This window comes from Mesorhizobium sp. M0011 (genome assembly GCF_040324155.1).
Lineage (GTDB): Bacteria > Pseudomonadota > Alphaproteobacteria > Rhizobiales > Rhizobiaceae > Mesorhizobium.
Map to the genome: position 1 here is coordinate 1 of NZ_JAMYVQ010000052.1, position 22492 is coordinate 22492.

Annotated in this window: 20 protein-coding genes and 1 pseudogene; 9 read left to right on the forward strand and 12 right to left on the reverse strand. The window is 63.7% G+C overall.

Features of this window, described 5'->3' with window-relative positions; genetic code table 11:
- Positions 1-212: 212 nt before the first annotated feature.
- Positions 213-605 carry a Rid family hydrolase gene (locus NKK51_RS31040; protein ID WP_352556081.1) on the forward strand — a complete coding sequence of 131 codons (393 nt, stop codon included), beginning with the start codon at positions 213-215 and terminating at the stop codon, positions 603-605.
- 7 nt (positions 606-612) lie between these two features.
- On the opposite strand, the gene NKK51_RS31045 is transcribed toward NKK51_RS31040, so the two are convergent.
- The 6 genes and pseudogenes from NKK51_RS31045 to NKK51_RS31070 all read right to left on the reverse strand — a co-directional run bounded on the left by NKK51_RS31045 (position 613) and on the right by NKK51_RS31070 (position 8004).
- Positions 613-1071 (reverse strand): hypothetical protein, encoded by a 459-nt coding sequence (locus NKK51_RS31045; protein WP_352556083.1) that lies wholly within the window; start codon positions 1069-1071, stop codon positions 613-615.
- A 93-nt stretch (positions 1072-1164) separates the two neighbouring features.
- Positions 1165-1395 (reverse strand): hypothetical protein, encoded by a 231-nt coding sequence (locus NKK51_RS31050; RefSeq protein ID WP_352556085.1) that lies wholly within the window; start codon positions 1393-1395, stop codon positions 1165-1167.
- Positions 1396-1925: 530 nt separating this feature from the next.
- Positions 1926-5429: a carbamoyl-phosphate synthase large subunit gene (gene carB / locus NKK51_RS31055; RefSeq protein WP_352556087.1), complete on the reverse strand. Its 3504-nt coding sequence runs from the start codon at positions 5427-5429 to the stop codon at positions 1926-1928.
- A gap of 303 nt (positions 5430-5732) precedes the next feature.
- The gene (locus NKK51_RS31060) at positions 5733-6632 is read right to left on the reverse strand and encodes an SH3 domain-containing protein (RefSeq protein ID WP_352556089.1); all 900 of its coding nucleotides are present in this window, start codon (positions 6630-6632) and stop codon (positions 5733-5735) included.
- Positions 6633-6810: 178 nt separating this feature from the next.
- A pseudogene (locus NKK51_RS31065) lies at positions 6811-7574 on the reverse strand (metallophosphoesterase family protein).
- Between the two features lie 73 nt (positions 7575-7647).
- The gene (locus NKK51_RS31070) at positions 7648-8004 is read right to left on the reverse strand and encodes an ArsR/SmtB family transcription factor (protein WP_127260980.1); all 357 of its coding nucleotides are present in this window, start codon (positions 8002-8004) and stop codon (positions 7648-7650) included.
- Positions 8005-8213: 209 nt separating this feature from the next.
- On the opposite strand from NKK51_RS31070, the gene NKK51_RS31075 reads away from it, so the two are divergent.
- Positions 8214-9392, forward strand: a complete 1179-nt coding sequence (locus NKK51_RS31075; RefSeq protein WP_352556091.1) for an MFS transporter — start codon at positions 8214-8216, stop codon at positions 9390-9392.
- 24 nt (positions 9393-9416) lie between these two features.
- Here the strand turns inward: NKK51_RS31075 and NKK51_RS31080 are convergent, their stop codons facing one another.
- Complete coding sequence (locus NKK51_RS31080) at positions 9417-9872, reverse strand: MarR family winged helix-turn-helix transcriptional regulator (protein WP_352556093.1); 456 nt, start codon at positions 9870-9872, stop codon at positions 9417-9419.
- A gap of 208 nt (positions 9873-10080) precedes the next feature.
- Here NKK51_RS31080 and NKK51_RS31085 point away from each other — a divergent pair, with 208 nt between their 5' ends.
- Entirely contained in the window at positions 10081-10875 is a 795-nt protein-coding gene (locus NKK51_RS31085) for an SDR family NAD(P)-dependent oxidoreductase (RefSeq protein WP_352556095.1), read from the forward strand.
- Positions 10876-11089: 214 nt separating this feature from the next.
- Here NKK51_RS31085 and NKK51_RS31090 read toward each other — a convergent pair whose 3' ends face one another.
- Positions 11090-11689: a LysE family translocator gene (locus NKK51_RS31090; RefSeq protein ID WP_352556097.1), complete on the reverse strand. Its 600-nt coding sequence runs from the start codon at positions 11687-11689 to the stop codon at positions 11090-11092.
- Between the two features lie 98 nt (positions 11690-11787).
- Here NKK51_RS31090 and NKK51_RS31095 point away from each other — a divergent pair, with 98 nt between their 5' ends.
- A complete protein-coding gene (locus NKK51_RS31095) occupies positions 11788-12657 on the forward strand; it encodes a LysR substrate-binding domain-containing protein (protein WP_352556111.1) in 870 nt (289 codons plus the stop codon).
- Positions 12658-12728: 71 nt separating this feature from the next.
- Here NKK51_RS31095 and NKK51_RS31100 read toward each other — a convergent pair whose 3' ends face one another.
- The 3 genes from NKK51_RS31100 to NKK51_RS31110 all read right to left on the reverse strand — a co-directional run bounded on the left by NKK51_RS31100 (position 12729) and on the right by NKK51_RS31110 (position 15784).
- On the reverse strand, positions 12729-13379 hold the full coding sequence (locus tag NKK51_RS31100; RefSeq protein WP_352556099.1) for a dihydrofolate reductase family protein: 651 nt from the start codon (positions 13377-13379) through the stop codon (positions 12729-12731).
- A 110-nt stretch (positions 13380-13489) separates the two neighbouring features.
- Positions 13490-14332 carry a protein-L-isoaspartate O-methyltransferase family protein gene (locus NKK51_RS31105; protein WP_352556101.1) on the reverse strand — a complete coding sequence of 281 codons (843 nt, stop codon included), beginning with the start codon at positions 14330-14332 and terminating at the stop codon, positions 13490-13492.
- Positions 14333-14419: 87 nt separating this feature from the next.
- Complete coding sequence (locus tag NKK51_RS31110) at positions 14420-15784, reverse strand: Nramp family divalent metal transporter (protein WP_352556103.1); 1365 nt, start codon at positions 15782-15784, stop codon at positions 14420-14422.
- A gap of 234 nt (positions 15785-16018) precedes the next feature.
- Here NKK51_RS31110 and mntR point away from each other — a divergent pair, with 234 nt between their 5' ends.
- Both mntR and NKK51_RS31120 read left to right on the forward strand, forming a co-directional pair.
- Positions 16019-16471 carry a manganese-binding transcriptional regulator MntR gene (gene mntR / locus NKK51_RS31115; protein WP_352556105.1) on the forward strand — a complete coding sequence of 151 codons (453 nt, stop codon included), beginning with the start codon at positions 16019-16021 and terminating at the stop codon, positions 16469-16471.
- Between the two features lie 94 nt (positions 16472-16565).
- Positions 16566-16754 carry a hypothetical protein gene (locus NKK51_RS31120; RefSeq protein ID WP_352440442.1) on the forward strand — a complete coding sequence of 63 codons (189 nt, stop codon included), beginning with the start codon at positions 16566-16568 and terminating at the stop codon, positions 16752-16754.
- An 83-nt stretch (positions 16755-16837) separates the two neighbouring features.
- Here the strand turns inward: NKK51_RS31120 and NKK51_RS31125 are convergent, their stop codons facing one another.
- Complete coding sequence (locus tag NKK51_RS31125) at positions 16838-18937, reverse strand: hypothetical protein (RefSeq protein ID WP_031212682.1); 2100 nt, start codon at positions 18935-18937, stop codon at positions 16838-16840.
- A 188-nt stretch (positions 18938-19125) separates the two neighbouring features.
- On the opposite strand from NKK51_RS31125, the gene ypfJ reads away from it, so the two are divergent.
- From ypfJ to NKK51_RS31140, 3 genes are all read left to right on the forward strand, one after another.
- Positions 19126-20046, forward strand: a complete 921-nt coding sequence (ypfJ, locus tag NKK51_RS31130; RefSeq protein WP_352556107.1) for a KPN_02809 family neutral zinc metallopeptidase — start codon at positions 19126-19128, stop codon at positions 20044-20046.
- 155 nt (positions 20047-20201) lie between these two features.
- Positions 20202-21467, forward strand: coding sequence for a TCR/Tet family MFS transporter (locus tag NKK51_RS31135; RefSeq protein ID WP_352440444.1), 1266 nt, complete (start codon positions 20202-20204; stop codon positions 21465-21467).
- Positions 21464-22381, forward strand: a complete 918-nt coding sequence (locus NKK51_RS31140) for an aldo/keto reductase (RefSeq protein WP_352556109.1) — start codon at positions 21464-21466, stop codon at positions 22379-22381. The genes NKK51_RS31135 and NKK51_RS31140 overlap by 4 nt, the downstream gene beginning before the upstream one ends.
- Positions 22382-22492: the final 111 nt, after the last annotated feature.

Genomic DNA, 22492 nt, shown 5'->3' on the forward strand with positions numbered 1-22492 from the left:
GTCATGGTGGCGTTCCTTCGCGGGAATCGGTGACGTTGAACATCACCAGCCTGCCATGACCGCCCTCTCTCAGCGAATTTGCAGAACTCTCAGCACACTACCCCTTCTTCGCAAGAATCCACATGCGATAGCCCTGCCCTTGGGAGGAGGTTAGGGGGTCCTCTTCATGAGAACTAAAGCGGCAGCCTGATGCAACCAAAGGGAGGATCACCATGAAGAAGGAAATCATCGAAGTGCCGGTCATGTCGGACAAGGTGCGGGCGCTCGGCCTTCCCTGCTCGACAGCGGTGAGGGCCAACGGCTTCGTGTTCATCTCGGCGACGCCGCCGGTGGACATGGTGACCGGCGAGATGGTGCGCGGCGATATCGAAACGCAGACCGAGGCGTCGCTGAAGGCGCTGAAGCATTGCCTGGAAGCGGCGGGCACCTCGCTGGAAAACGTGGTGATGGTGCGCATCTACGCCGTCAATTCCGGCTTCTACCACGTCATCAACCGGGTCTATGCGAAGTACTTTTCGACGAACCCGCCGGCGCGCAGCTTCGTGCCGGTGGCGTCATGGCCGATGGAGTTTGATATCGAGATCGAGTGTGTGGCGGTGGCTTGAGGCGGGGCTACAGCGGCTTCTTTTCGTCGACGTCTGGAAGCGATTGGGGGTCAGACAGTGTCCACAAACTAGCGATTATGTCATCAAATTGGACATGTGGGTATTTGGCGTTCAATCTCTCAAGGAGTTCCACATATACTTTATTGTGATCATGATTTTCGGTTAATATGTATATCAAGGCCGTTGATCCTGCTTTCATTGCACTGAAATCATAATCGAATCGGTCGCGTAGAAGCCGCAGGTGCTCGTCTGCGAGACGATCTACATTATCCTTAGCGAACTTCGCCCCTCGCACCAGATTTCGGAACGCGAAACAGAAAGTTTCCCAATAAACACGGAAATTTGGATCTCCCAGTTGTATGACGGCCTTACGTGTAATTTCATTCAGATGTGCGTCCGCGTCGAAATCGGAGAACGCGTCCATCGGGGCATTGACCATGGCATAGTGGGTCAGCTGGCGGGCCAAGTCGGCTCGATCCTGAAGGAAAGTCTCTTCGAAGAATTGGCGCCTCTTGCGCGAGGTATTTGCTATTTCCTCGCGAAGCCTAGAAATTTCCCTTTAGTCATCCTTCCAAATAAAATACGGCGCGGTCACCAACCGAAGCGCAATACCACCGCCGACCACCGTTAGAATCGTCCACGCGAGATAACCTTGATACGCGGCATCCATTGCCTCGCCGCGCGCAAAGAATATCGCGGGAGCGAGAACGCCACCAACAATTGAAACTTTGTCAGTAAAGAGTACGGAACCCGCAAAGGCGCGGTGAAAACACTTCCCCAAATAGCCCATTCGGGAACAATGCCCGGATTCTATATCCTTGGGTAGTCACTGACCGTGCCAACACGTTCAATGCCGCTGGGGGGAGCTACGGCGCCAAGATCGATGGTATGCTTCTGCCGCCGCTCACTTCGCACTAAGTTCAAATCAGAGCCGTTGGATGGAGCAAATTATGGACATTACAAGTGATCAACGCGAAGCATGGTCAAAGCGGCCTGAGAATCACGAATGGGAAAGGATTATTGGTCCCCACTACAAACGGCCTGACGGCGTTGCGAACATAGAGGCGCTTCATGAGATTGCACTTCTCAACGGACTGATGGACACACGTTCGAATACGGCCACTTGAATGTGGGGCAAGTCGCAATGAATATTCGAAACCGGCTTCGGAGCCTGTGGAAGCAAGGTATATTAAAACTGCCGAATTAACCAAGGCGTTCTGTCAGTTGTGTTGGCTTGAGCTTTTTTCAGAGGACGTTTGGCGCTGCCCCTCATCTGCCTGCCGGCATCTTCTCCCCGTTGAACGGGGAGAAGAGAGCTAATTAGGCAAAATACTCCTGAAGCGGCCTGACCTCCAGACTCCCCGCCTTCAGCGCCGCAATCGCTTCCGCCACCGCGGCCGCTCCCGATAGCGTCGTATAATACGGCACCTTCTGCATCAGCGTCGCGCGCCGCAGCGACTTCGAGTCCGACACCGCCTTCTGGCCGTCCGTCGTGTTGAAGACGATCTGCACCTGGCGGTTGCGGATGGCGTCTTCGATGTGGGGGCGTCCCTCCAGCACCTTGTTGATTTTCTGCGCGTCGACGCCGTTTTCGGCGAGGAAGCGGGCCGTGCCCGAGGTGGCCAGCACCTTGAAGCCGAGGCCGGCGAGGCGCTTGACCGCCGGCAGGATGCCCTTCTTATCCTCGTCGCGCACCGAGACGAACAGCGTGCCGGAGCGTGGCAGGTCGACGCCGGCCCCTAACTGGCTCTTGGCGAAGGCCAGCGCAAAATCGCGGTCGAGGCCCATGACCTCGCCGGTCGAGCGCATTTCCGGTCCGAGCAATATGTCGACGCCGGGGAAGCGGGCGAAGGGGAAGACGGCTTCCTTGACCGCGATGTGGCCGGGGTTGCGGGGATCAGGCATCGCGCCGTAATGGGCGAAGGCGTCTTCCAGTTTTTCGCCGGCCATGATGCGGGCCGCGATCTTCGCGATCGGCCGGCCGATGGTCTTGGCGACGAAGGGTACGGTGCGCGACGCGCGCGGGTTGACCTCCAACACATAGACCGTGCCATCCTTGATCGCATACTGCACGTTCATCAGCCCGCCGACATTGAGCGCGCGGGCAAGCGCTGCCGTCTGGCGCTCCAGCTCGTCGACCAGCTCCGAAGGCAGCGAGTGCACCGGCAGCGAGCAGGCCGAGTCGCCCGAATGGATGCCGGCCTCCTCGATGTGTTCGAGAATGCCGGAGACGAAGGTCGCCTTGCCGTCGCAGAGGCAGTCGACATCGACCTCGATGGCACCTGAGAGATAGGTGTCGAACAGCAGCGGGTTCTTGCCCAGCAGCGTGTTGATCTGGCCGGTCTTGTCGTTGGGGTATTTCTGCTTGATGTCCTCCGGCACCAGGCCGGGCACGGTGTCGAGCAGATAGGTCTGCAGCATGCCCTCGTCATGGATGATCTGCATGGCGCGGCCGCCCAGCACATAGGACGGGCGCACCACCAAGGGGAAGCCGAGCTCGCCGGCGACGAGGCGGGCCTGCTCGACCGAATAGGCGATGCCGTTCTTCGGCTGGCTGAGGCCGAGCTTGTGCAGCAGCTTCTGGAAGCGGTCGCGGTCTTCTGCGAGATCGATCATGTCGGGCGAGGTGCCGAGGATCGGGATGCCGGCCTTTTCAAGCGCATCCGCGAGCTTCAGCGGCGTCTGGCCGCCGAACTGCACGATGACGCCGACCAGCTCGCCCGAGGCCTGTTCGGCGCGCAGGATCTCCAGCACGTCTTCGGCCGTCAGCGGCTCGAAATAAAGCCGGTCCGACGTGTCGTAGTCGGTCGAGACCGTCTCCGGGTTGCAGTTGATCATGATCGCTTCATAGCCGGCGTCGCGTAGCGCGAAGGCGGCGTGGCAGCAGCAATAGTCGAACTCGATGCCCTGGCCGATGCGGTTGGGGCCGCCGCCGAGGATGACGACCTTCTTGCGCGACGAGACCTGCGCCTCGTCGGCCAGCGCGCCGGCAAACGGCACTTCATATGTCGAGTACATGTAGGCGGTGGGCGAGGCGAACTCGGCCGCGCAAGTGTCTATGCGCTTATAAACCGGATGAACGGCGAGCTTTTCGCGAGCTTTCTGAATCACTTCGGCGTCTGTTTTCGTCAATGACGCGAGGCGGGCGTCCGAGAAACCCATTGCCTTGAGCATGCGCAGGTTGACGGCATCCTCGGGGATGCCGTGCTCGCGGATGCGGGCTTCCATGGCCACGATGCCGGCGATCTGCTCAAGGAACCACGGGTCGATCTTGCACATGGCGTGCACGTCTTCCAGCGACGTGCCCATGCGGATCGCCTGCGCCACCATGCGCAGCCGGTCGGGCGTCGGCGTGCCCAGTGCGGCCCGAATGGCGTTGCGGTCGTCGGCGTGGTTAGCGGTCGCGGCACCATAGCCGAGGCCGGGGATCTCGATTTCATCCAGGCCCGTCAGGCCGGTTTCGAGGCCACGCAGCGCCTTCTGCAGCGATTCCTGAAACGTGCGGCCGATGGCCATGACTTCGCCGACCGACTTCATGGCGGTGGTCAGCACCGGCTCGGCGCCGGGGAATTTCTCGAAGGCGAAGCGCGGGATTTTTGTGACGACGTAATCGATCGACGGCTCGAACGAGGCCGGCGTGGCGCCGCCGGTGATGTCGTTCTCGAGTTCGTCCAGCGTGTAACCGACGGCGAGTTTTGCCGCGATCTTGGCGATCGGGAAACCGGTCGCCTTGGAGGCCAGAGCGGACGAGCGCGAGACGCGCGGGTTCATCTCGATGACCACCAGGCGGCCGTCGGCCGGGTTGACGGCGAACTGCACGTTGGAGCCGCCGGTCTCGACGCCGATCTCGCGCAGCACCGCGATCGAGGCGTTGCGCATCATCTGGTATTCTTTGTCGGTCAAGGTCAGGGCCGGAGCGACGGTGATCGAGTCGCCCGTGTGCACGCCCATCGGATCGATGTTCTCGATCGAGCAGACGATGATGCAATTGTCCGCCTTGTCGCGGACGACCTCCATCTCATACTCCTTCCAGCCGAGCACGCTCTCCTCGATCAGCACTTCGGTGGTCGGCGAGGCGTCGAGGCCGGACTGGACGATCTCGTAGAATTCGGCGCGGTTGTAGGCGATGCCGCCGCCGGTGCCGCCCATGGTGAAGGACGGGCGGATGATGGCGGGCAGGCCGACATGGTCGAGCGCCTGGGCGGCGATCGCCATGCCATGGCTGATGTAGCGCTGCTTGCGGTCGCCTTCGCCGAGGTTCCAGCGGGTTTCCAGCGCGTCGAGCGCGGCGTCGAGATCGGCCGGGGCCTCGGCCTTGACGGCGGCGCGCTCGGCCTCATGCGTCTTGCGGTCCGTGTTCTTGACGTCGGTGGCGTTGGCCAGCATCGACTTCGGCGTTTCCAGGCCGATCTTCTTCATCGCCTCGCGAAACAGCGCGCGGTCCTCGGCCTTGTCGATGGCCGTGGCGTCGGCGCCGATCATCTCGACATTGTAGCGCTCGAGCACACCCATGCGGCGCAGCGACAGAGCGGTGTTGAGCGCGGTCTGGCCGCCCATGGTCGGCAGCAGCGCGTCGGGCCGCTCCTTGGCGATGATCTTGGCGACCACTTCAGGCGTGATCGGCTCGATATAGGTGGCGTCGGCCAGTTCCGGATCGGTCATGATGGTGGCCGGGTTGGAATTGACCAGGATGACCCTGAAACCCTCTTCCTTCAGCGCCTTGCAGGCCTGGGTGCCGGAATAGTCGAACTCGCAGGCCTGGCCGATGACGATGGGGCCGGCCCCGATGATCAGGATCGACTTGATGTCAGTGCGTCTTGGCATGTCAAAGGTCCGTTCGGCGGGCGGCTTGCACAAAAAACCGGGACGGGAAGACCCGGCCGGTTGTGCTCGCGATTCTGGTATCAGGCTAGGAGGGCCTTATAGGGAAGAGTTCTGACTGATGTAACCCCGAAAATGCGAGGTAGGGGAGTAGGGGAGTAGGGGAATAGGGGAATAGGGGAGTAGGGGAATAGGGGAATAGGGGAATAGGGGAATAGGGGAATAGGGGAATAGGTTGGGTTCGAGGGAATTCCAAACATACTCTCCCTACTCCCCTACTCCCCTACTCCCCTACTCCCCTAAATTCTAATTCCCCAGCGCCAGCTGATCCGTGATCTCAAACCGCTCGGCCTCGCCGATGCGTATCATGTTGAGGCTGCCCTCCCGAGTGAAGCGGAAATTGCCGTTCGCGTCGGAACCGGCCGGCTGGCCGGCACGGAAGGAGATGATGCGCGTGCCGCCATCGGGCCAGGTCACAGTGATGTTCGCCTTGTCGGCGGTGTGCACCACGCTGACCTTGCAGCGCTCCATTGGCTGGCCGACATAGCGGGCGCAGGGAATCTCGGGGCCAGAAGCCGGCGTCGGAAAGGAATCAAGCGGGACGTCAGGCGCCGCCAGCGCCAGTACGTACGCATCCTGCATCGCGGCGCGGCCGATTTCGGTGGCGGATTTTGGCGTGCTTTCGACTGCCGGACCGGCGCCGCCAAGCCGCGCTGTCAGGTCGGGCGGTGCGACCGGCGCCCTATTGGTGGCCTGCGATTGATCCGGCGCCGAGGCCTGCCCGGCCTCATTGGCGCTGCCGGTGGAGGCAACCACCGGCGCATCGGCCGGTCTTGTCTCGCCTTCGACATAGGGGGCCGGATTGAGGGGGATGAGATAGCGCGCCGGCGCCCAGCCGCTCAGCTTCTCCTTGCCCGTGCTCTCGATCTTGCACCATTTGTAGCCGTTGATGTCGTTGCAGCCGAGATTGGTGACCATGTCGCCGCTGCTCAGCCGCGCCTCGACCGTGGCGACCGGCGATGCGGTGGTGCGGACCTTGAGAAGGTCGTCCGGCGCCAGGCCGGTGACGACGGAGATGACGAGGTCCGGCGCCTCTTGGGCCATCTCTTCAGCCATAGCGGGGGCAATCACCGGCCACGCCGTCATCAACAGCGGAGCAGCAATCAGCGCATGCAGGGTTGTTCGGAGCGTAACTGTGCGCCTCATCGTTTGGCCGTGCGCTGACATCATGCCGCGGCGGATCGAGCCCGCCGCAAGCCCGGCCGGTTTTATAAGGGACGACGCGGCGCCATGTAAGCCCGAAAATTCGGCTCGCCGTTCCGCCGGTCCCAACCCGGCCCGCCAGGCCGTGAGCCTACTCAGCCGGGCATGAACGCAAGAGCGTTCAGCCGGACAGGGGCATGAACCCTGTTCTGAGCGCGTGAGCCCATTCCGGCCGGCCCGCCTGTTCGGCTTGCCTGGCGGCCGCCTCGTGGTCGTAGTCGACGGCGATGGCCTCGAAGCGGTCGGACTGGCGTTGCTGCCCAAGGTGACGATGCCGTAGCGCGCATGCGGCGAGCCCTGCTCGGAGACATGCGCCGGCGGTGTGGAATCGTCATAGGCGGGGCAGCCGATGCTGCCCGGGTTGAAGATGACGGGACCATCGGGGACGCGGATCAGTTCCGCGCGGTGGCTGTGGCCGCACAGCGCGATGCGGCAAGCCGGGTCGAGCGCCTTCAGCCGCCGCCGGATCGCCGTCAGCGGCGCACGCACCAGCTGGCCATTGACGATGGTATCGGCGAGATATTTCTCGTCATGGTCGGGACGGGCGTGGAAAGCGATGATTCCGGGTGCGATCTCCAGCGTCAGCGGCTGGGCGAAAAGCATCTGGCGCTGCGTCTCGGTCAGCCGCTCCTGCGCATAGGCGTCGGAGGGCCACATGGTGTCATCAGCGGGGTCGGCGGCGACACGGCGGTCGTGGTTGCCGCGCACTGTCGGCAGGTTCAGCGCCTCCAGCCGTTCCATCGTCTCGCGCGGCCATAGCGGGCCGGAAACGCTGTCGCCGAGATTGACGGTCAGGTCGGCGCCGCCGCGCCGCTTCAGATCGTCAAGCACGGCGTCGAGCGCCAGCACATTGCCGTGGATATCGGCGAGGGCGGCGATGCGCATAGGGAGGCTCCTGTGTGACGCCGCTTTTCCTTTTCCCACGTCCGTAAGGCGAGGAACCCAAATTCTTCGGCGTTCAGGCGTGGATTTCGATGTCGTGGCCGCCGACCGCCGGCAGTGCCGGATCGTCGCCGGCGGCGGCGATGACGCTGTCGAGCAGGCCGGGGAAGCGGGCGTCGAGATCGGCGCGGCGCAGTGTGATCATGCGGTTGGTGCCGACCACCTCGGCACGGGTGACGCCGGCCTCGCGCAGTTTGGCGAGGTGGTAGCTCAGATTGGTCTTCGAGCCGAAATCGAGGAACTGGCTGCAGTTCAGCGGCACGCCTTGCTTGCTGGCGAGATAGCGCACGATGGCGAGCCGGGTCGGATCGCCGAGCACGCCAAGCACGATCGGCAGGCTGATCTGGTCCGTATTGGGGTGTGGCAAGGTCATGGCTCGAAACTAAGCACAGTCGGGTCCGATTTCAACGCATCCATCATTGTTGGCCCGCACGCGGCCTTTCTCAGTCTCGCGCCGACCCCGCCCGACCTGTGCTGACACAGGGCTGTCAGGAAGGTTCAGCTATTTTTCCCTGACTTCATTGACATGATGCCCTATTATGTCCAATTGTTCAATAACTTTTGAACTAAGGACATCCCGCCATGGACAAGCGCCTTTTCTGGCTAGCGCTCGGATCGTTCACGATCTCGACCGAAGGCTTCGTCATCTCCAGCCTTCTGCCCGACATCGCGGCGGATGCCGGCATCTCCATTCCGCTGGCCGGCACGCTGATCACCGCCTTTGCGCTCGCCTATGCGATCGGTACGCCGATCCTGGCGACGCTGACAGGCGAATGGGACCGGCGCCGCGTCATCCTGTGGACGCTGGTGTTCTTCGTGCTCGGCAACATCGCCGCTGCCTTGAGTTCCTCCTTCGAACTGCTGCTGATCGCGCGCATCGTCATGGCGCTGTCGTCGGGCCTGTTCGCCGCGACCGCGCAAGGCACCGCGGTGGCGCTGGTCGATGACCATCACCGAGCGCGTGCCATCGCTGTCGTCGTCGGCGGAACCACGGTGGCCGTTGCACTGGGTGCGCCACTGGGCGCGCTCGTTGCCACCGTTGCCGGCTGGCGCGGCACCTTTTTTGCCATCGCCGGCCTTGGCGCACTTGCGGGCGCGATCCTGTGGTACCGGCTGCCGCGGGGCATCGTTGGCACCAGGCTGCCCTTGAAGCGCAGGCTGGCGGCAGCGCTGCGTCCCGGCGTGATGCCGATCCTGTTGACGACAGTGCTGGCGCTGATCGGCGCCTTCACCGTCTTTGCCTATGTCGCGCCGCTTGCCATCGAGGGCGGCGGTCTCAGCCAGATCGCGCTGCCCGGTATGCTGCTCGCCTTCGGCGTCGGTGCCGTCATCGGCAACATTGGCGGCGGCCAGGCCGCCGACCGGTTCGGCGCGACCCGCACCGTCGGCTGGTCGTTGGCGCTGAGTGCCGGCATGCTGGTCCTGCTGTCGGTCATCCCGACCTTTCTGCCGCCGCATATTGCCGGACCGGCGCTGATGGCGATGATGGTGCCGTGGGGCATCGTCGGCTGGGCCTTCCCGCCGGCGCAGGCCAGCCGCATCATCAAGCTGGCGCCCGACGCCGCCCCGATCGTGCTGTCGCTCAATGCCTCGGCGCTCTATCTCGGCGTGGCGCTGGGCGCCGTGGTCGGTGGCGCCGTGCTGCGCTACGGCGCGCCGGCCGATCTCGGCATGGTCGCCGCGATCTTCCCGATCGTCGGGCTTGGCATCGTGGTGGCCGGCCGCTGGGCGGCTCGGCCTGTAGAGATGCCTGCCGAGTAATCTCTTTGAAAGCCGTCGGCCGGCTCAGCTGGCCGGGGGCAGATCAAAATCCAGCGCGGCGATGTCATCCAGCGCCGCGCGCAGCTTTTCAGCCTTGTCCCTGCCGACGACATCCTCGAAACGCTGCTGGGCGATTTGCCACAGCTTCATCGCTGCCTCGAGCTTGGCCAACCCTTGCGGCGTCAGCCGCACACGCTTGACGCGGCGGTCCTCCGGATCGGCGAAAGTCTCGACATAGCCGTCGCGGATCAGTGGTTTCAGCGTATGGCCGAGCGCCGACAGGTCCATGATCAGCGACGCGGCGATAGCGCCCATTGCCGGCTCGTCGCCGATGTGGATCTGGTAGAGCAGGCCCTGCTGCGTCGCCTTGAGGCCTGACGGCTCCACCACATCATCATAAAACTTGCCGAGCTTGCGCGCCGCACGGCGCAGCGCGGCGTTGTTGCAGAGCGTGAGGCCGGGCAAGCTGTCCTTTGACATGATGGTCCTTGGCGCCGGCGAATGAGGCCCGGCTGCTACCCTCAAATAATCCTCGTCCGTATCATTGACAAGATAGTGGCATATGCCTACTTCACAATTAGTGGCATATGCCATTAATTCAAATCAAGCGGCTTTCCGGCAGCGCGGCAGATGCCACGGCGCCGGATCAGTCGAAGCGAACCAGATCAGTCGAAGAAGGAACAGGATAATGAGTGGACAGGGCAACAAGGGCACGGCGGTCGTCACCGGTGCTTCGGCGGGCATCGGCGCGGTCTATGCCGACCGGCTGGCGGGGCAGGGCTACGATCTGGTGCTGGTGGCGCGGCGCGCCGACCGGCTGGAGGAACTGGCCGGGAAGCTGCGCCAGACCTATAGCCGCAAGGTCAGCGTGATCAGCGCCGACCTCTCCAACGACGACGACGTCCGCCGCGTCGAGCAGGAGATCGCCAGCGACGACAGCGTGACGCTGCTGGTCAACAATGCCGGCCTTGGCGGCCAGTCCGTGGTGGCAACCGCCGATGCGGACGCTGCCGAACGCATGATCAAGGTCAATGTCATCGCCTTGACGCGGCTGACCCGTGCCGTGCTGCCGGGGTTTTTGGCGCGCAACCGAGGTGCGGTCGTCAACATCGCCTCGGTGCTCGCCTATGAGACCTCGTTCGGCGGCATCTACAGCGGCACCAAGGCCTATGTCGTCAACTTCACCGAGGCTCTGCACCGCGAGGTCGAGGGTACGGAGGTGAAGGTGCAGGTGGTGCTGCCGGGCGCGACACGGACCGATTTCTGGGAGCTTGCCGGCAGCGATATCGACCAGCTTCCGAAGGAAATCATCATGAGCGCCGACGATATGGTCGATGCGGCCCTTGTCGGCCTTGCCAGGGGTGAAGCCGTCACCGTGCCGGCGCTCGCCGAGCCGGCCAAGCTGGACATTTTCCTCGGTGCCCGGCAGGCCTTCTACGGCAGCCTGCACGCCGACAAGCCGGCGGCCCGCTACGCGGCTTGAGGGTTTCGAGGCCGATAGCAGAAACTGGGTTCCTCGCCCCCACGAATGTGGGGGAGAGGTGGCTCGGCGAAGCCGAGACGGAGAGGGGGACTGGCTCGACGGAGATCAAGTTTCAAGAAGTATCCGCCCTACGAAGCCCCCTCTCCGACCGCTTCGCGGCCACCTCTCCCCCGCGTTGCGGGGGCGAGGAACCCAGGTTCTGCAAGGCCGCGCTTTACGCCGTCCGCCACATCGGAATGATCGAGGCGGCCAGCACCAGCGCCAGCACGATGTTGAGCGTGCGCCATTGCCATTCGGTCTTGAGCAGCCGCGCCAGCACCATTCCGGCCACGCACCACAGTGAAAGCGAGGCGGCCGCCGCGAGGCCGAAAGTGGCGCCGAGCAGCAGCGCGAGCTGCATCGGTCCGCTGGCCAGCGCCGCGAACGAAGCCGCGGCGCCCAGACCCATCGCCCAACCCTTCGGGTTCATCCATTGAATGCCGGCGCCGCCGAGAAAGCTGTTCGGCCTGGCCATGCTCACATCCAGATTGGGCGGTCCGCTGCGGCCGATCTTGATCGCCAGCCAGAGGAGATAGAGCGAGCCGATGACCTTCATGGCCAGTTGCAGCGAAGGCACGGCAAGCAGCAGACCGGCGAGCCCGGCGGCAGCGGCACCCGTCACCGTGGCGAGGCCGGCGGCGCTGCCGACCAGCAGGGGCACGGAACGGCGAAAGCCGAACTGCGCCCCGGACGCCGTGGACAGGGTCGTGGCGATGCCGGGCGTGGTGGTGGCGACGATGGCAAAAAGGATGAGCGGGAGAATGGGCTCGAGCATGCGGCGTCCTCTGTCAGAGGGCTGCGATCGTAGCTGCGCGCGAACTTCAGTAAATGCAATGTTTGCCATGGTCGGCATTAGGATGGATAATGCCAGCCATGATCCGAAATCTCGACATGGCGCTGATCCGCACCTTCATCACCGTCGCCGACAAGGCCAGCATGACGGCGGCGGCCAATGCGCTGCACCTGACGCAAGGTGCTGTCAGCCAGCAGGTCAAGCGGCTGGAGGAGGCGCTCGGCTCCAGCCTCTTCGAGCGCGACCGGCGCGGCTTGCGGCTGACGCGCGCCGGTGAACAGCTGTTCGGCAGGGGCAAGCGGTTGCTGGCCTTGAATGACGAGATCTGGGCGGAGATGGCTGGGACACCGGTGGCCGGCCAGGTGCGGCTCGGCGTGCCCTACGACCTTGTCGGCACCTTGCTGGCGCCGGTGCTGAAGACCTATGCCGAGACCTATCCGCAGGTCGAGATATCGCTGGTCTGCGCCTCGTCGCCGGAATTGGCTGCTGCCCTTGCGGCCGGGACCATCGACCTTGCGGTGATCGAGGAACGCGTCGGCCCGTCGGCGGGCGAGTGCCTTGCCATCGACCGGCTGGTCTGGGTCGGTGCCAAGGGCGGCATTGCCCGCGCCAAGCGGCCGCTGCCGGTTTCGATCGTCGCCGACACCTGCGCCTTCCGCCCGGCGGTGCTGGCGGCGCTCGGCGAGCACGGGCTGGAGTGGCGCACCGTGTTCGAAAACGGCAACATCGACGCGACGACGGCGACGGTGCGCTCCGACCTCGCCGTCACCGCCTGGCTAGCCACCACCGTGCCGGCGGATCTCGACATATTGCCAGCGGAGTCCGGCCTGCCGCCGCTGCCGAATTTTGCCATCACTCTGCATCTGCCCAGGCACGGTGCCGGGCCGGCCGCGCAGGAATTCGCGCGGCACATCCGCGATGGCCTGGCGCGGCGGCCCGTGGCGGCTTGAGAGACTTCTCAGAACTTGGGTTCCTCTACCCCGTCGATCGGGGGAGAGGAAAGGGTGCAAAGGCCGTCCTGCTACTTCCAGTTCTTGCGCCGTTCGAGCTCGGCGTCGGACGGCTCCCCTGTGACAAACGACCCAACCTTGATCTCGCCTGATCGTTCGTAGGTCGCCATGATGACGCCGGTGCTGGTTGCCTGCGACTTGATGAGCTTGAAGGCGGCCGGCATCGCGCTGTCGCCGAACAGCCGCTTGCCCTTGCCCAGCAATAGCGGGAAGATCATCAGCCGAATTTCGTCGATCAGCCCGTTGGCGAGCAAAGTCTGGATCAGATCGCCAGATCCCTGGATGAGCAGGTCCGGCCCATCCTCCTGCTTGAGGCGGCGCAACGTCGCGACGATATCGGGTCCGAGCGCTTGCGTGTTCTGCCAGGTGAGGGTGTCAGGCCGATGCGTCGCCACATATTTGGTCGCGGGGTTGAAGGCATCCGCGATCGGATCTTTCTGATACGGCCAGTAGGCGGCGAAGATGTCGTAGGTTCTGCGGCCGAGCAGCAGGGCGAAAGGCTTGGAGAACAGTTCGTCCATCGCCGCGGCCCCCGCCTCGTCGAAGTAATGGAAGGTCCAGCCGCCGAACTTGAAGCCGCCGACCGGATCCTCTTGCGGGCCGCCGGGCGCCTGCATGACGCCGTCGAGGCTGACGAATGTCGCAGAGATGATCTTTCTCATTCCAAATGCTCCCGTTCTTCGATCCACGCCGTCGGTGGCCGGACTTCAGCCCAAGGACGGTCGGCGAGCCACCGGTCCGACAGGACATATGAAATTTTGGCAAACCGCCGTCATTTGCGAGGTCCGGCTTCGAGACTTTCCGACGAGAACCAGACATCGCCCGATATGGCGGTGGCCGTGTCGTCCGGCGCCTTGTCCTGCACCAGCCAGATCGAGCGGCTGCGCGCGGCCTGCTCGCGGGTGGGGGTCATCGACGCTGAGTCTGCGAGCGAGGCGCCGACACAGGGAATGAACCACGATCGCATGAACGGATCGCAGGCGAAGCCTTTTTGCGTGCGGATCACCATCACCGCCAGTGGGACGCGCTCGGCCGGGCGCCAGGGGAAGATCATGCGGCCGCCAGGCCGCAGCGCCTTCAGCCACCCTGCTGGTGGCGCTGCGACGCCAGCATTGACGTAGATGATGTCGGATGGCGGCAGGGGCGTCGTCACCGCATCGCTATGGACGACCGTTGCATTGCCATATGCTTCGAGATTTTTGCGTGCCAGATCGGCCAGTTTTTCGTCGAGTTCGAAGCCGGTGACGGTGCCGCCTGGTAAAACCAGCCTGGCCAGCACGGCGGTGTAGTAGCCGGTGCCGGCGCCGATATGAGTGACGGCCTCACCAGGTTTAGGCGCAAGCTTTCCGATCCACATGGCATGCAGGAAGGGCTCGCCATTGTTGATGCCCTTGTCGTCGTCGAGCGTCACCAGCACGTTCTGGTAGACATGGGCCGGGTCGGCGCTCGGCGTCGTGACCTTGCCGTTGCCGGCGATAACCGTCCACGGCCCGGGACCGAGAAACGCTTCGCGCGGCACCTCCGCGAAAGCCGCTTCCAGGCGTGGGTCGGGCGAGCCGGCATTGGCGGCCAGCAGCCGCGCGTAGAATTTCCTGATGTCTTCGATCCGGGCCATGCTGCGGGACAACATAGCGCGGATTGCCGATTTGTCGCGAAACTACCCTCTGCGCAGAGGGTAGCCGATGTCCCGGCGAGGCGGAGCTTAGCCGATCCCGAACAGGGTGTCGTAGAGCAGCTTGAAGTTGAGCCCCAGGATGACTGCGGCGACTACCCAGGCAAGGGCGGCGACGCCGCGCGGAATGGCGAGATTGCCCATCTTCTTCTTGTCGGAGACGAACTGCACCAGCGGGACGACCGCGAAAGGCAACTGCATCGACAGGATCACCTGGCTGAACACCAGCAACTGGCCGGTACCCTTTTCGCCATAGAGCGCGGTGACGACCACCACCGGGATGATGGCGAGGCCGCGCGTCAGCAGTCGGCGTGCCCAGTTGGGGATGCGCAGGCGCAGAAAGCCTTCCATGATGATCTGGCCAGCAAGCGTCGCCGTCACCGTGGAGTTGAGGCCGGAAGCCAGCAGCGCCACCGCGAACAGGATCGAGGCGATGCCGAGGCCGAGCAGCGGCGACAGCAGCTCGAAGGCCTGGCCGATCTCGGCAACGTCTTGATGGCCGGTGTTATGGAAGGCGACCGCCGACACGATGAGGATCGAGGCGTTGACGAACAGCGCCAGCATCAGGGCGATGGTCGAGTCCGTCGTTGCCCATTTGATGGCATCGCGCTTGCCCTTGTCGGTGCGCTCATAGGCACGGGTCTGCACGATCGAGGAGTGCAGATAGAGATTGTGCGGCATGACGGTGGCGCCGATGATGCCGATGGCGATGTAGAGCATCGCCGGATTGGTGACGATTTCCGACGACGGCACGAACATGGCATGCAGGATCGAGCCGGCCGGCGGGGCGGCGACGAAGATCTGGATGGCGAAGCAGCTGAAGATGATGATCAAAAGCGCGATGACGAAGGCTTCGAGATAGCGGAAGCCCTTGTTCATCAACAGCAGCACGAGGAAGGCATCGAGCGCCGTCAGCATGGCGCCGCCGATCAGCGGAATGCCGAACAGAAGTTGCAGCGCGATCGCCGTGCCGATGACTTCGGCCAGATCGCAGGCGATGATGGCCAGTTCGCAGGCGATCCACAGCACGAAATTGACTGGACGGGGATAGTAGGCGCGGCAGGCCTGGGCGAGGTCGCGGCCGGTGGCGATGCCGAGCCGTGCCGCCAGCGCCTGCAAAAGGATCGCCATCAGGTTGGACAGCATGATGATGAACAGCAGCGTGTAGCCGAACTGCGCGCCGCCGGCGAGATCCGTCGCCCAGTTGCCCGGGTCCATATAGCCGACCGAGACCATGTAGCCGGGACCCATGAAGGCGAACAGGCGACGGAACCAGACGCCCGAGTTCGGCACGGCGATGGAGGAATTGACTTCGCGCAGGCTGGGCTGCTCGTCCTCGTCGGGCCTGGCGAACCGCCATGAGGAACGGGAGGCTGTGGCTTCGGCTTCAGACATGAAGGAGGGCTTTCCGCGAGACTGGACGATGTTGCCTCAAGCTATGCCATGGCTCAACATTATGCAATATGCTATATTTCATTGTCGTTGCTTTTAGGCGGCTGGCGGTCATCGGGTGAAACGGCAATCGGAAGCGCTGGTTGCACCTGTGGCGGAATGCAAATAAACGGCCTGAAGAATCAGAGCCCGTGCTATGAAAGCGTGGACGGGTGATAGCCTCGGGAGGAGCGCGTATTGGCGCCGAAGAACAGACCAGTCCCGCGTGAGCCGCTGCTCGACGCCGAAATTCATTCGGAGGGATTTCGGCAGCAGCGCGAAGCGCGCCGCAGCGCGCTGGTCGAGGATTATGTCGAGCTGATCGCCGATCTGATCGAGCACGGCAACGAGGCGCGCCAGGTCGACATCGCCGCACGGCTTGGCGTCGCCCAGCCGACAGTGGCCAAGATGCTGACCAGGCTGTGCACCGACGGTTTGGTGTCGCGAAAACCCTATCGCGGCGTGTTCCTGACCGATGCCGGCCGCAAGGTCGCGGAGGAAAGCCGCATCCGCCACCAGACGGTGGAAGCTTTCTTGCGCTCGCTCGGCGTCAGTGCGGAGACAGCGCGCATCGATGCCGAGGGCATCGAGCACCATGTCAGCGCCGAGACGCTGGAAGCCTTCCGCAAGGCCATGACAGCAGTGCGCTGAGCTTCCGCCTGGATTTCCCCAGCCACCGGAACCCTCGCACGCTGAGCACGTTGGGTCTGACATCCGCGCAAGGCGAGCGGCAAGGGAGGAAGCGATGGGCGTTGAACAGGCACCGACCGCAAAGGGCAAGCAGGCTGCCGAGGGACTGAAACAGGCGGCGGCCAGGGATGAGCGCAAGACCGAAGCGGAGACCGGCCATCCGTTGAAAAAGGGCGCGGCTCGTTTCGAGGAACGTTCGAAGAGCTCCGACGGCAAGAGCGCCGGCGCCAAGCAGGAAGATTAGACGTCTGTCAGGTTGACGTCAGCTGTTCTGGGCGAACGCCGTCTGCCGGGACGTGGTGGCGGCGCTTTCAACAAACCGTTCCCTCACTCGCGGACGTCCTGCACCCAGCTGCGCGGGTGGCCGTCGACGCGGAACTGGAAGATGAAATAGGGCGGAATGCAGGTGCCTTTGCCAGCTTTCGCTTCCGCCAGATCGTCATAGCCTGCGGTGCAGATGTAGTCCTCGCGGCAGGGATGCGCCTTGTCGCAGGCTCGTAGGCCGGCGGTCTTGGTAAATTCCTTCGTGCAGAATTTGTGGTCCTTGCCCGACGCGATGCAGTCGTTGAAGCCGGTCTTGGCCAGACGCCCGCACGTTGCTTCGTCGGGAAGCTTGTCGCAGCTTGCCTTGCGCAGCATGCCACCGGGAAAGCCGCCGGTCTTCTGCTGCGGATTGTCGTAGCGCTGGCGCGCGGCGCCATAGCCGGCGAGTTTGACCAGCGGCTTCTTGTCCTTCGCGGAGTCGATGGCGCAGGCCTTGGCGGTGGCCGGCGACAGGCGGCAATACTGGTCGCTGCCCCAGCTCGACATCTTGATCTCGCCGAACTCGACGGGGTCGCCGACCACCGTGCCTGCTTCGCTGACGCAGGTGCCGAAGCCTGGATGGAAGGCGCTTTCGTGGACACCGGCGCAGCGCAGGCCCGCACCGCAGCTCCAGTCCTTGAAACTTGCATCCTCGCCGCGATAGCAGATCGAGCCCCAGCCATTGTAGAGGTCGGTGTCTTTCAGCGCCTCGGCATATCTGGCGTCCGGACGGGCGGCGAAGCTGCGCGTAAAGTCTAGCTGACTGCCGGCGGCGAACTGCTCGACGATGGCGCGGCGGCGCGGCAGGTCGGCGAAGAACACGGCCGAGCCCGGCACGAAGACGGCGTTGCGGCGCGGCTCGCTCACCGGATCTGCGCCGGTGTAGTGGAAACCGGCAATGCCACGCGTCTGATGGCAGCCGGTGCAGCTCATCTCGTTGAGCCGCAAGTTGAAGCCGGCCACCGACTTGATGGTCGAGAGTGTGTTGCCCCTGGCGATATAGTTCTTCAGCGCCTTGTCGATGTCCGCGTCGTCGACCAGCCCGTAGACGATGTTGTTCTGCGACCGGCTGAGACCGCCGGGGGCGACGGAGACGGCGCTCCTGGCCAGGAACTTTTCGTCGATCACCAGCCGGCCATGGTCGAGGTCGTAGATGTTGCGGTCGGTGAGCAGCCATTTGGCGAAGGACGGCTTGTCGGCCAGCACAATGGCGCGGTCGATCTGGTTTTCCATCTTCGCTTCATAGAAGCTGGACGCAGCCGGATCCCATTTGAAGATCTTCAGGAGATATTCGGCATGGCCGCCGAAATCGCGCCGCGTCGAGGCCGACAGCCTGAGCACCTGCATGTTGAGTTCGAGCCGCATGATCTGCGACGAATTCAGCATGGTGCCTGACAGCGGCCCTTCGTCGGAGCGCAGCCAGGCGGCAAGCTGGTCGGGTGGCAGGTCTTTTTTTCCAGCTGCCAGCCAGCGCTGGGCAACATCGGCGCAGGACACGTCAGTGGCGCTTGGCAGGTCCTTCGAGGCGCGCGCTTGTGCCTGCCTGGGTTTGGCGTTGAACACCAGGCTCATGGTCAGCGGCAGGCGCGAGGAAATGCGCTGGCCCGCCTTTCCCTTCACAGGCTTTTCCGCGACCGAATAGTGGAAACGGTAGATCAGCCGGATTTCGCCGCATTCGGTGTGGCCGAGATAGCCGCGGTCCATGCGGTTGACGACGCCGGTCAGGTCCAGCGTCGAGCCGTCGTCATCGATGTATTTCGGATTGAATTTCTGGCTGGTGTCCTTCGACTTCGCCATGGCAGCAACATAGGGGTCGGGGCTGGTCTTCGGCTCGTCGGCTATCTGCCGCTTGACTGTGTCGCGCACCGTGGCCAGCGCCGGCACCGAAAACAGGCCGCGATTGTCGACCTCGCGGGTGAGGCCGAGTGCCGGGCCCAGCAGGCGGCTGATCGACAGGCCACCACGCTCCAGCGCCTGCAAGGTGGCGGGATCGGTGACGGCAACGCTGGAATCGAGCGTGGCGGCACGGGCGGACCCGATGCCGAAACAAGTCAATGCCGTCAGCAACAGCAGGAATTGGCCGATCGTCCGCAAGCGCCCCTCGCTTCCCAGAGAAACGGACATTAACGGTCTTCGATAGTCTCGGCCATGGGGACGATTGCAACGCCGAGCCGCTCGCCGCAACGAACTTGGCCGCAAGGCGACCCGTATGGCCAAAAAGGCCATCGAAAAATGCTGTGACTTGGCGCAACCATTGGGATAATTGTTTGTTGCCCCGGAACAACGGGGAAGTTGCTGCACGAGGAGTTGCCATGCTCTGGAAGGGCCGTCGTCAGAGTGACAATATCGAGGACGACCGCAGCGACAGCGGCGGTGGCGGACTCGGCGGCGGCGGTGGCCAGTTCCGCATTCCGATCGGCGGCCGCACCGGTGGCGGCGGCAGCATCTTCCTCGTCATCCTGGTGGTGCTGGCCGGATGGTATTTCGGCTTCGATCCGTCGACGATCCTGGGTGGCGGCGACGGCGGCCTGCTGCCGGGCGGCGGCGGCCAGATCACCGACAACAGCGGACAGGACAACGGTGCCACACCGGCCAATGACGAGATGAAGCAGTTCGTGGCCACCGTGCTGGCCGAGACCGAGGACACCTGGTCCGGCATCTTCAAATCTCAGGGCCTAACCTACGAGGATCCGAAACTGGTGCTGTTTTCCGGCCAGGTCCGTTCGGCCTGCGGCTTTGCCTCCGCGGCGGCCGGACCGTTCTATTGTCCCGGCGACCACAAGGTCTATCTCGACATGACCTTCTTCCAGCAGCTCGATCAGCAGTTCGGCGCTTCGGGCGAATTCGCCCGCGCCTATGTGATCGCGCATGAGGTTGGCCACCATGTGCAGAACCTGACCGGCATCATGTCCAAGTTCAACCAGATGCGGCAAAGCATGGGCGAGGTCGAAGCCAACCAGATGTCGGTGCGAATCGAGCTTCAGGCCGACTGCTTTGCCGGCGTATGGGCGCATTACACCGGGCAGAAAGGCATATTGGAGCAGGGCGACATGGAGAGCGCGCTGAACGCCGCCAAGCAGATCGGCGACGACACGCTGCAGAAGAAGACGCAAGGCTATGTTGTGCCGGAAAGCTTCAACCACGGCACCTCGCAGCAGCGGCAGACCTGGCTGGCGCGCGGTTACAAGAGCGGCAAGCTGTCGGAGTGCAACACGCTGAGTGGGCCGATCTGACGAGATCGTTTTCGAGCTTCACCTGCCGGCGATGTTGCCGTCAGGGGGTGTCAGGATGAATAGAATCAGCCTGTTCCCACATTGTTCCTTGCGGCGGGCTCGCCTATAAGTGCGTCCGCCTGCGCCTGAGGGCGAGCAGAGGAGCTTGATCCTGCATGATCGACCCCAAAACCGCCAGACGGGGCCTTGCGCTCGTCTTCACCACGCTGCTGCTCGACATTATCGGCTTCGGCATGATCATGCCGGTGCTGCCGGCCTATCTCAGGGAATTGACCGGGGTCAGCATCAGCGGCGCGGCGATCGAAGGCGGCTGGCTGTTCTTCGTCTATGCGGCGATGCAGTTCGTCTTCGCGCCGATCATGGGCGGCTTGAGCGACCGGTTCGGACGCCGCCCGATCCTGCTCGCCTCGGTGCTGACCTTTTCCATCGACAATCTGATCTGTGCCGTCGCCTGGTCCTACCCGATGCTGTTCATCGGCCGTGTGCTGGCCGGCATTTCGGGCGCCAGCTATTCGACGACATCCGCCTTCATCGCCGACATCTCGAACGATGAGAACCGGGCGAAGAATTTCGGCCTGCTCGGCATTGCGTTCGGCGTCGGCTTCGTCATCGGGCCGGTGCTGGGCGGGCTGCTCGGCACATTCGGACCGCGCGTGCCGTTCTATTTCGCCGCCGGGCTTGCCTTCGTGAACTTCCTGATTGCGTTGTTTTTCCTGCCGGAAACGCTCGATGACAAGCATCGCCGCCGCTTCGAGTGGAAACGCGCCAACCCGGTGGGCACGCTGCTCCAGATGCGCCAATATCAAGGCATCGGCTGGATCGGGCTCACCTTCTTCCTGATGACGCTCGGGCACATGATGTATCCGGCGGTCTGGTCGTTCGTCTCCAGCTACCGCTATGGCTGGAGCGAGCAGCAGATCGGCTTCTCGCTCGGCGCCTTCGGCCTGTGCGGTGCGATCGTCATGGCGACGGTGCTGCCGCGCGTGATCCCGAGGCTTGGCGAGTGGAAGACGGCGGTCATCGGCCTGACATTCACGGCAGCCAGCGCCTTCGGCTACGCCTTCGCGTCGCAAGGCTGGATGATCTATGCGGTGATCGTCGTCGGCTGCCTGGAAGCGCTGGCCGATCCGCCGCTGAGGAGCCTCGCCGCCGCCAAGGTGCCGCCTTCGGCGCAGGGCGAGTTGCAGGGCGCGATGACCTCGATCTTCTCGATCACCTCGATCATCACGCCGCTGCTCTATACGGCGATCTTTTCCTGGTTCACCGGGCCAAGCGCGCCGGTGACCTTCGGGGGTGCGCCCTATCTGGTGGGCGCATGTTTTCTGACGCTGGCGGTCATCGTGTTCGTCACCAAGGTGGCGAGGCCCGCGGCGCGCGCAAATGTCACCGCCGGCGTCGCCGAAGATGGAGCGCAGGTGTGAGTCACAGCCGCATTGCGCTGACTCGGGACGGACTGTCGCTGTCGCGGTTGGTCTTCGGCGCCTCGCGTCTGCTCGACAGCGCCGCCCGCCCGGATGCCGATCAGGTCGCACGGCTGATCGGCACCGCCGTCGGTCTCGGCCTGACCAGCTTCGATCATGCCGACATCTATGGGAACTACGAGGTGGAAGCGGCCTTCGGTGCGGGATTGGCGCGCTGGGAAGGCAAGCGCGACAGCATCGAGCTGATCTCGAAATGCGATATCATGCTGAAGTCGCCAATCCGGCCGGACAACCGGCTGAAGCACTACGATACCGGTGGGGGCCATATTGTTGCGTCGGTGGAGCGGTCGCTTGCCAATCTCGGCACCGACTATATCGACCTGTTGCTGCTGCACCGGCCGGATCCGCTGATGGATGCCGACGAGACAGCGGCCGCGCTGGCAGGGCTGGTCAAATCAGGCAAGGTGAGGGCGGTCGGCGTCTCCAATTTCACGCCGTCGCAGTTCGATCTCCTGGCCTCGCGGCTGCCGTTCGCGCTCGCCACCAACCAGATCGAGATGTCGGTGCTGAAGACATCGGCGCTGACCGATGGCAGCCTCGACCACGCGCAGCGCCTTGCCTATGCGCCGATGATCTGGTCGCCGCTCGGGGGCGGCTCGCTGTTCACCGGCAAGGAGGGGCGCGAGGCGCGGGTGCGGGCAGCGCTTGCTGCGGTGGCCGCCGAGATCGGAGCCGGCGATCTGGCTGCCGTCGCGATCGCCTGGCTATTGCGCCATCCGGCCCGATTGGTGCCGGTGCTGGGTTCGATGAAGCCGGAACGGCTGGCCGCCATGGTCAAGGCGTTGGAGATCAGCCTCGACCGCCAGCAATGGTTCGCCATCCTGGAAGCCAGCGAAGGCCGGCCGGTGGCGTAGGACGAGATACTAGAGCGTTTCATATTTTGACGGAAGCGTAGCCTGCGTTTTCGAAGTAGTTCTTGCATTCGGCTGCCTCGATGGTTTCGACGAGGTGGCCGATGTGGCGCC

Bases quoted from the DNA above. Each gene is read 5' to 3' on its own strand.
- NKK51_RS31040 (WP_352556081.1), top strand. From the start codon at position 213: ATGAAGAAGGAAATCATCGAAGTGCCGGTCATGTCGGACAAGGTGCGG.
- NKK51_RS31050 (WP_352556085.1), bottom strand. From the start codon at position 1,395: ATGGGCTATTTGGGGAAGTGTTTTCACCGCGCCTTTGCGGGTTCCGTA.
- carB (WP_352556087.1), bottom strand. From the start codon at position 5,429: ATGCCAAGACGCACTGACATCAAGTCGATCCTGATCATCGGGGCCGGC.
- NKK51_RS31060 (WP_352556089.1), bottom strand. From the start codon at position 6,632: ATGAGGCGCACAGTTACGCTCCGAACAACCCTGCATGCGCTGATTGCT.
- NKK51_RS31070 (WP_127260980.1), bottom strand. From the start codon at position 8,004: ATGACCTTGCCACACCCCAATACGGACCAGATCAGCCTGCCGATCGTG.
- NKK51_RS31075 (WP_352556091.1), top strand. From the start codon at position 8,214: ATGGACAAGCGCCTTTTCTGGCTAGCGCTCGGATCGTTCACGATCTCG.
- NKK51_RS31080 (WP_352556093.1), bottom strand. From the start codon at position 9,872: ATGTCAAAGGACAGCTTGCCCGGCCTCACGCTCTGCAACAACGCCGCG.
- NKK51_RS31085 (WP_352556095.1), top strand. From the start codon at position 10,081: ATGAGTGGACAGGGCAACAAGGGCACGGCGGTCGTCACCGGTGCTTCG.
- NKK51_RS31090 (WP_352556097.1), bottom strand. From the start codon at position 11,689: ATGCTCGAGCCCATTCTCCCGCTCATCCTTTTTGCCATCGTCGCCACC.
- NKK51_RS31095 (WP_352556111.1), top strand. From the start codon at position 11,788: ATGATCCGAAATCTCGACATGGCGCTGATCCGCACCTTCATCACCGTC.
- NKK51_RS31100 (WP_352556099.1), bottom strand. From the start codon at position 13,379: ATGAGAAAGATCATCTCTGCGACATTCGTCAGCCTCGACGGCGTCATG.
- NKK51_RS31105 (WP_352556101.1), bottom strand. From the start codon at position 14,332: ATGGCCCGGATCGAAGACATCAGGAAATTCTACGCGCGGCTGCTGGCC.
- NKK51_RS31110 (WP_352556103.1), bottom strand. From the start codon at position 15,784: ATGTCTGAAGCCGAAGCCACAGCCTCCCGTTCCTCATGGCGGTTCGCC.
- NKK51_RS31120 (WP_352440442.1), top strand. From the start codon at position 16,566: ATGGGCGTTGAACAGGCACCGACCGCAAAGGGCAAGCAGGCTGCCGAG.
- NKK51_RS31125 (WP_031212682.1), bottom strand. From the start codon at position 18,937: ATGTCCGTTTCTCTGGGAAGCGAGGGGCGCTTGCGGACGATCGGCCAA.
- ypfJ (WP_352556107.1), top strand. From the start codon at position 19,126: ATGCTCTGGAAGGGCCGTCGTCAGAGTGACAATATCGAGGACGACCGC.
- NKK51_RS31135 (WP_352440444.1), top strand. From the start codon at position 20,202: ATGATCGACCCCAAAACCGCCAGACGGGGCCTTGCGCTCGTCTTCACC.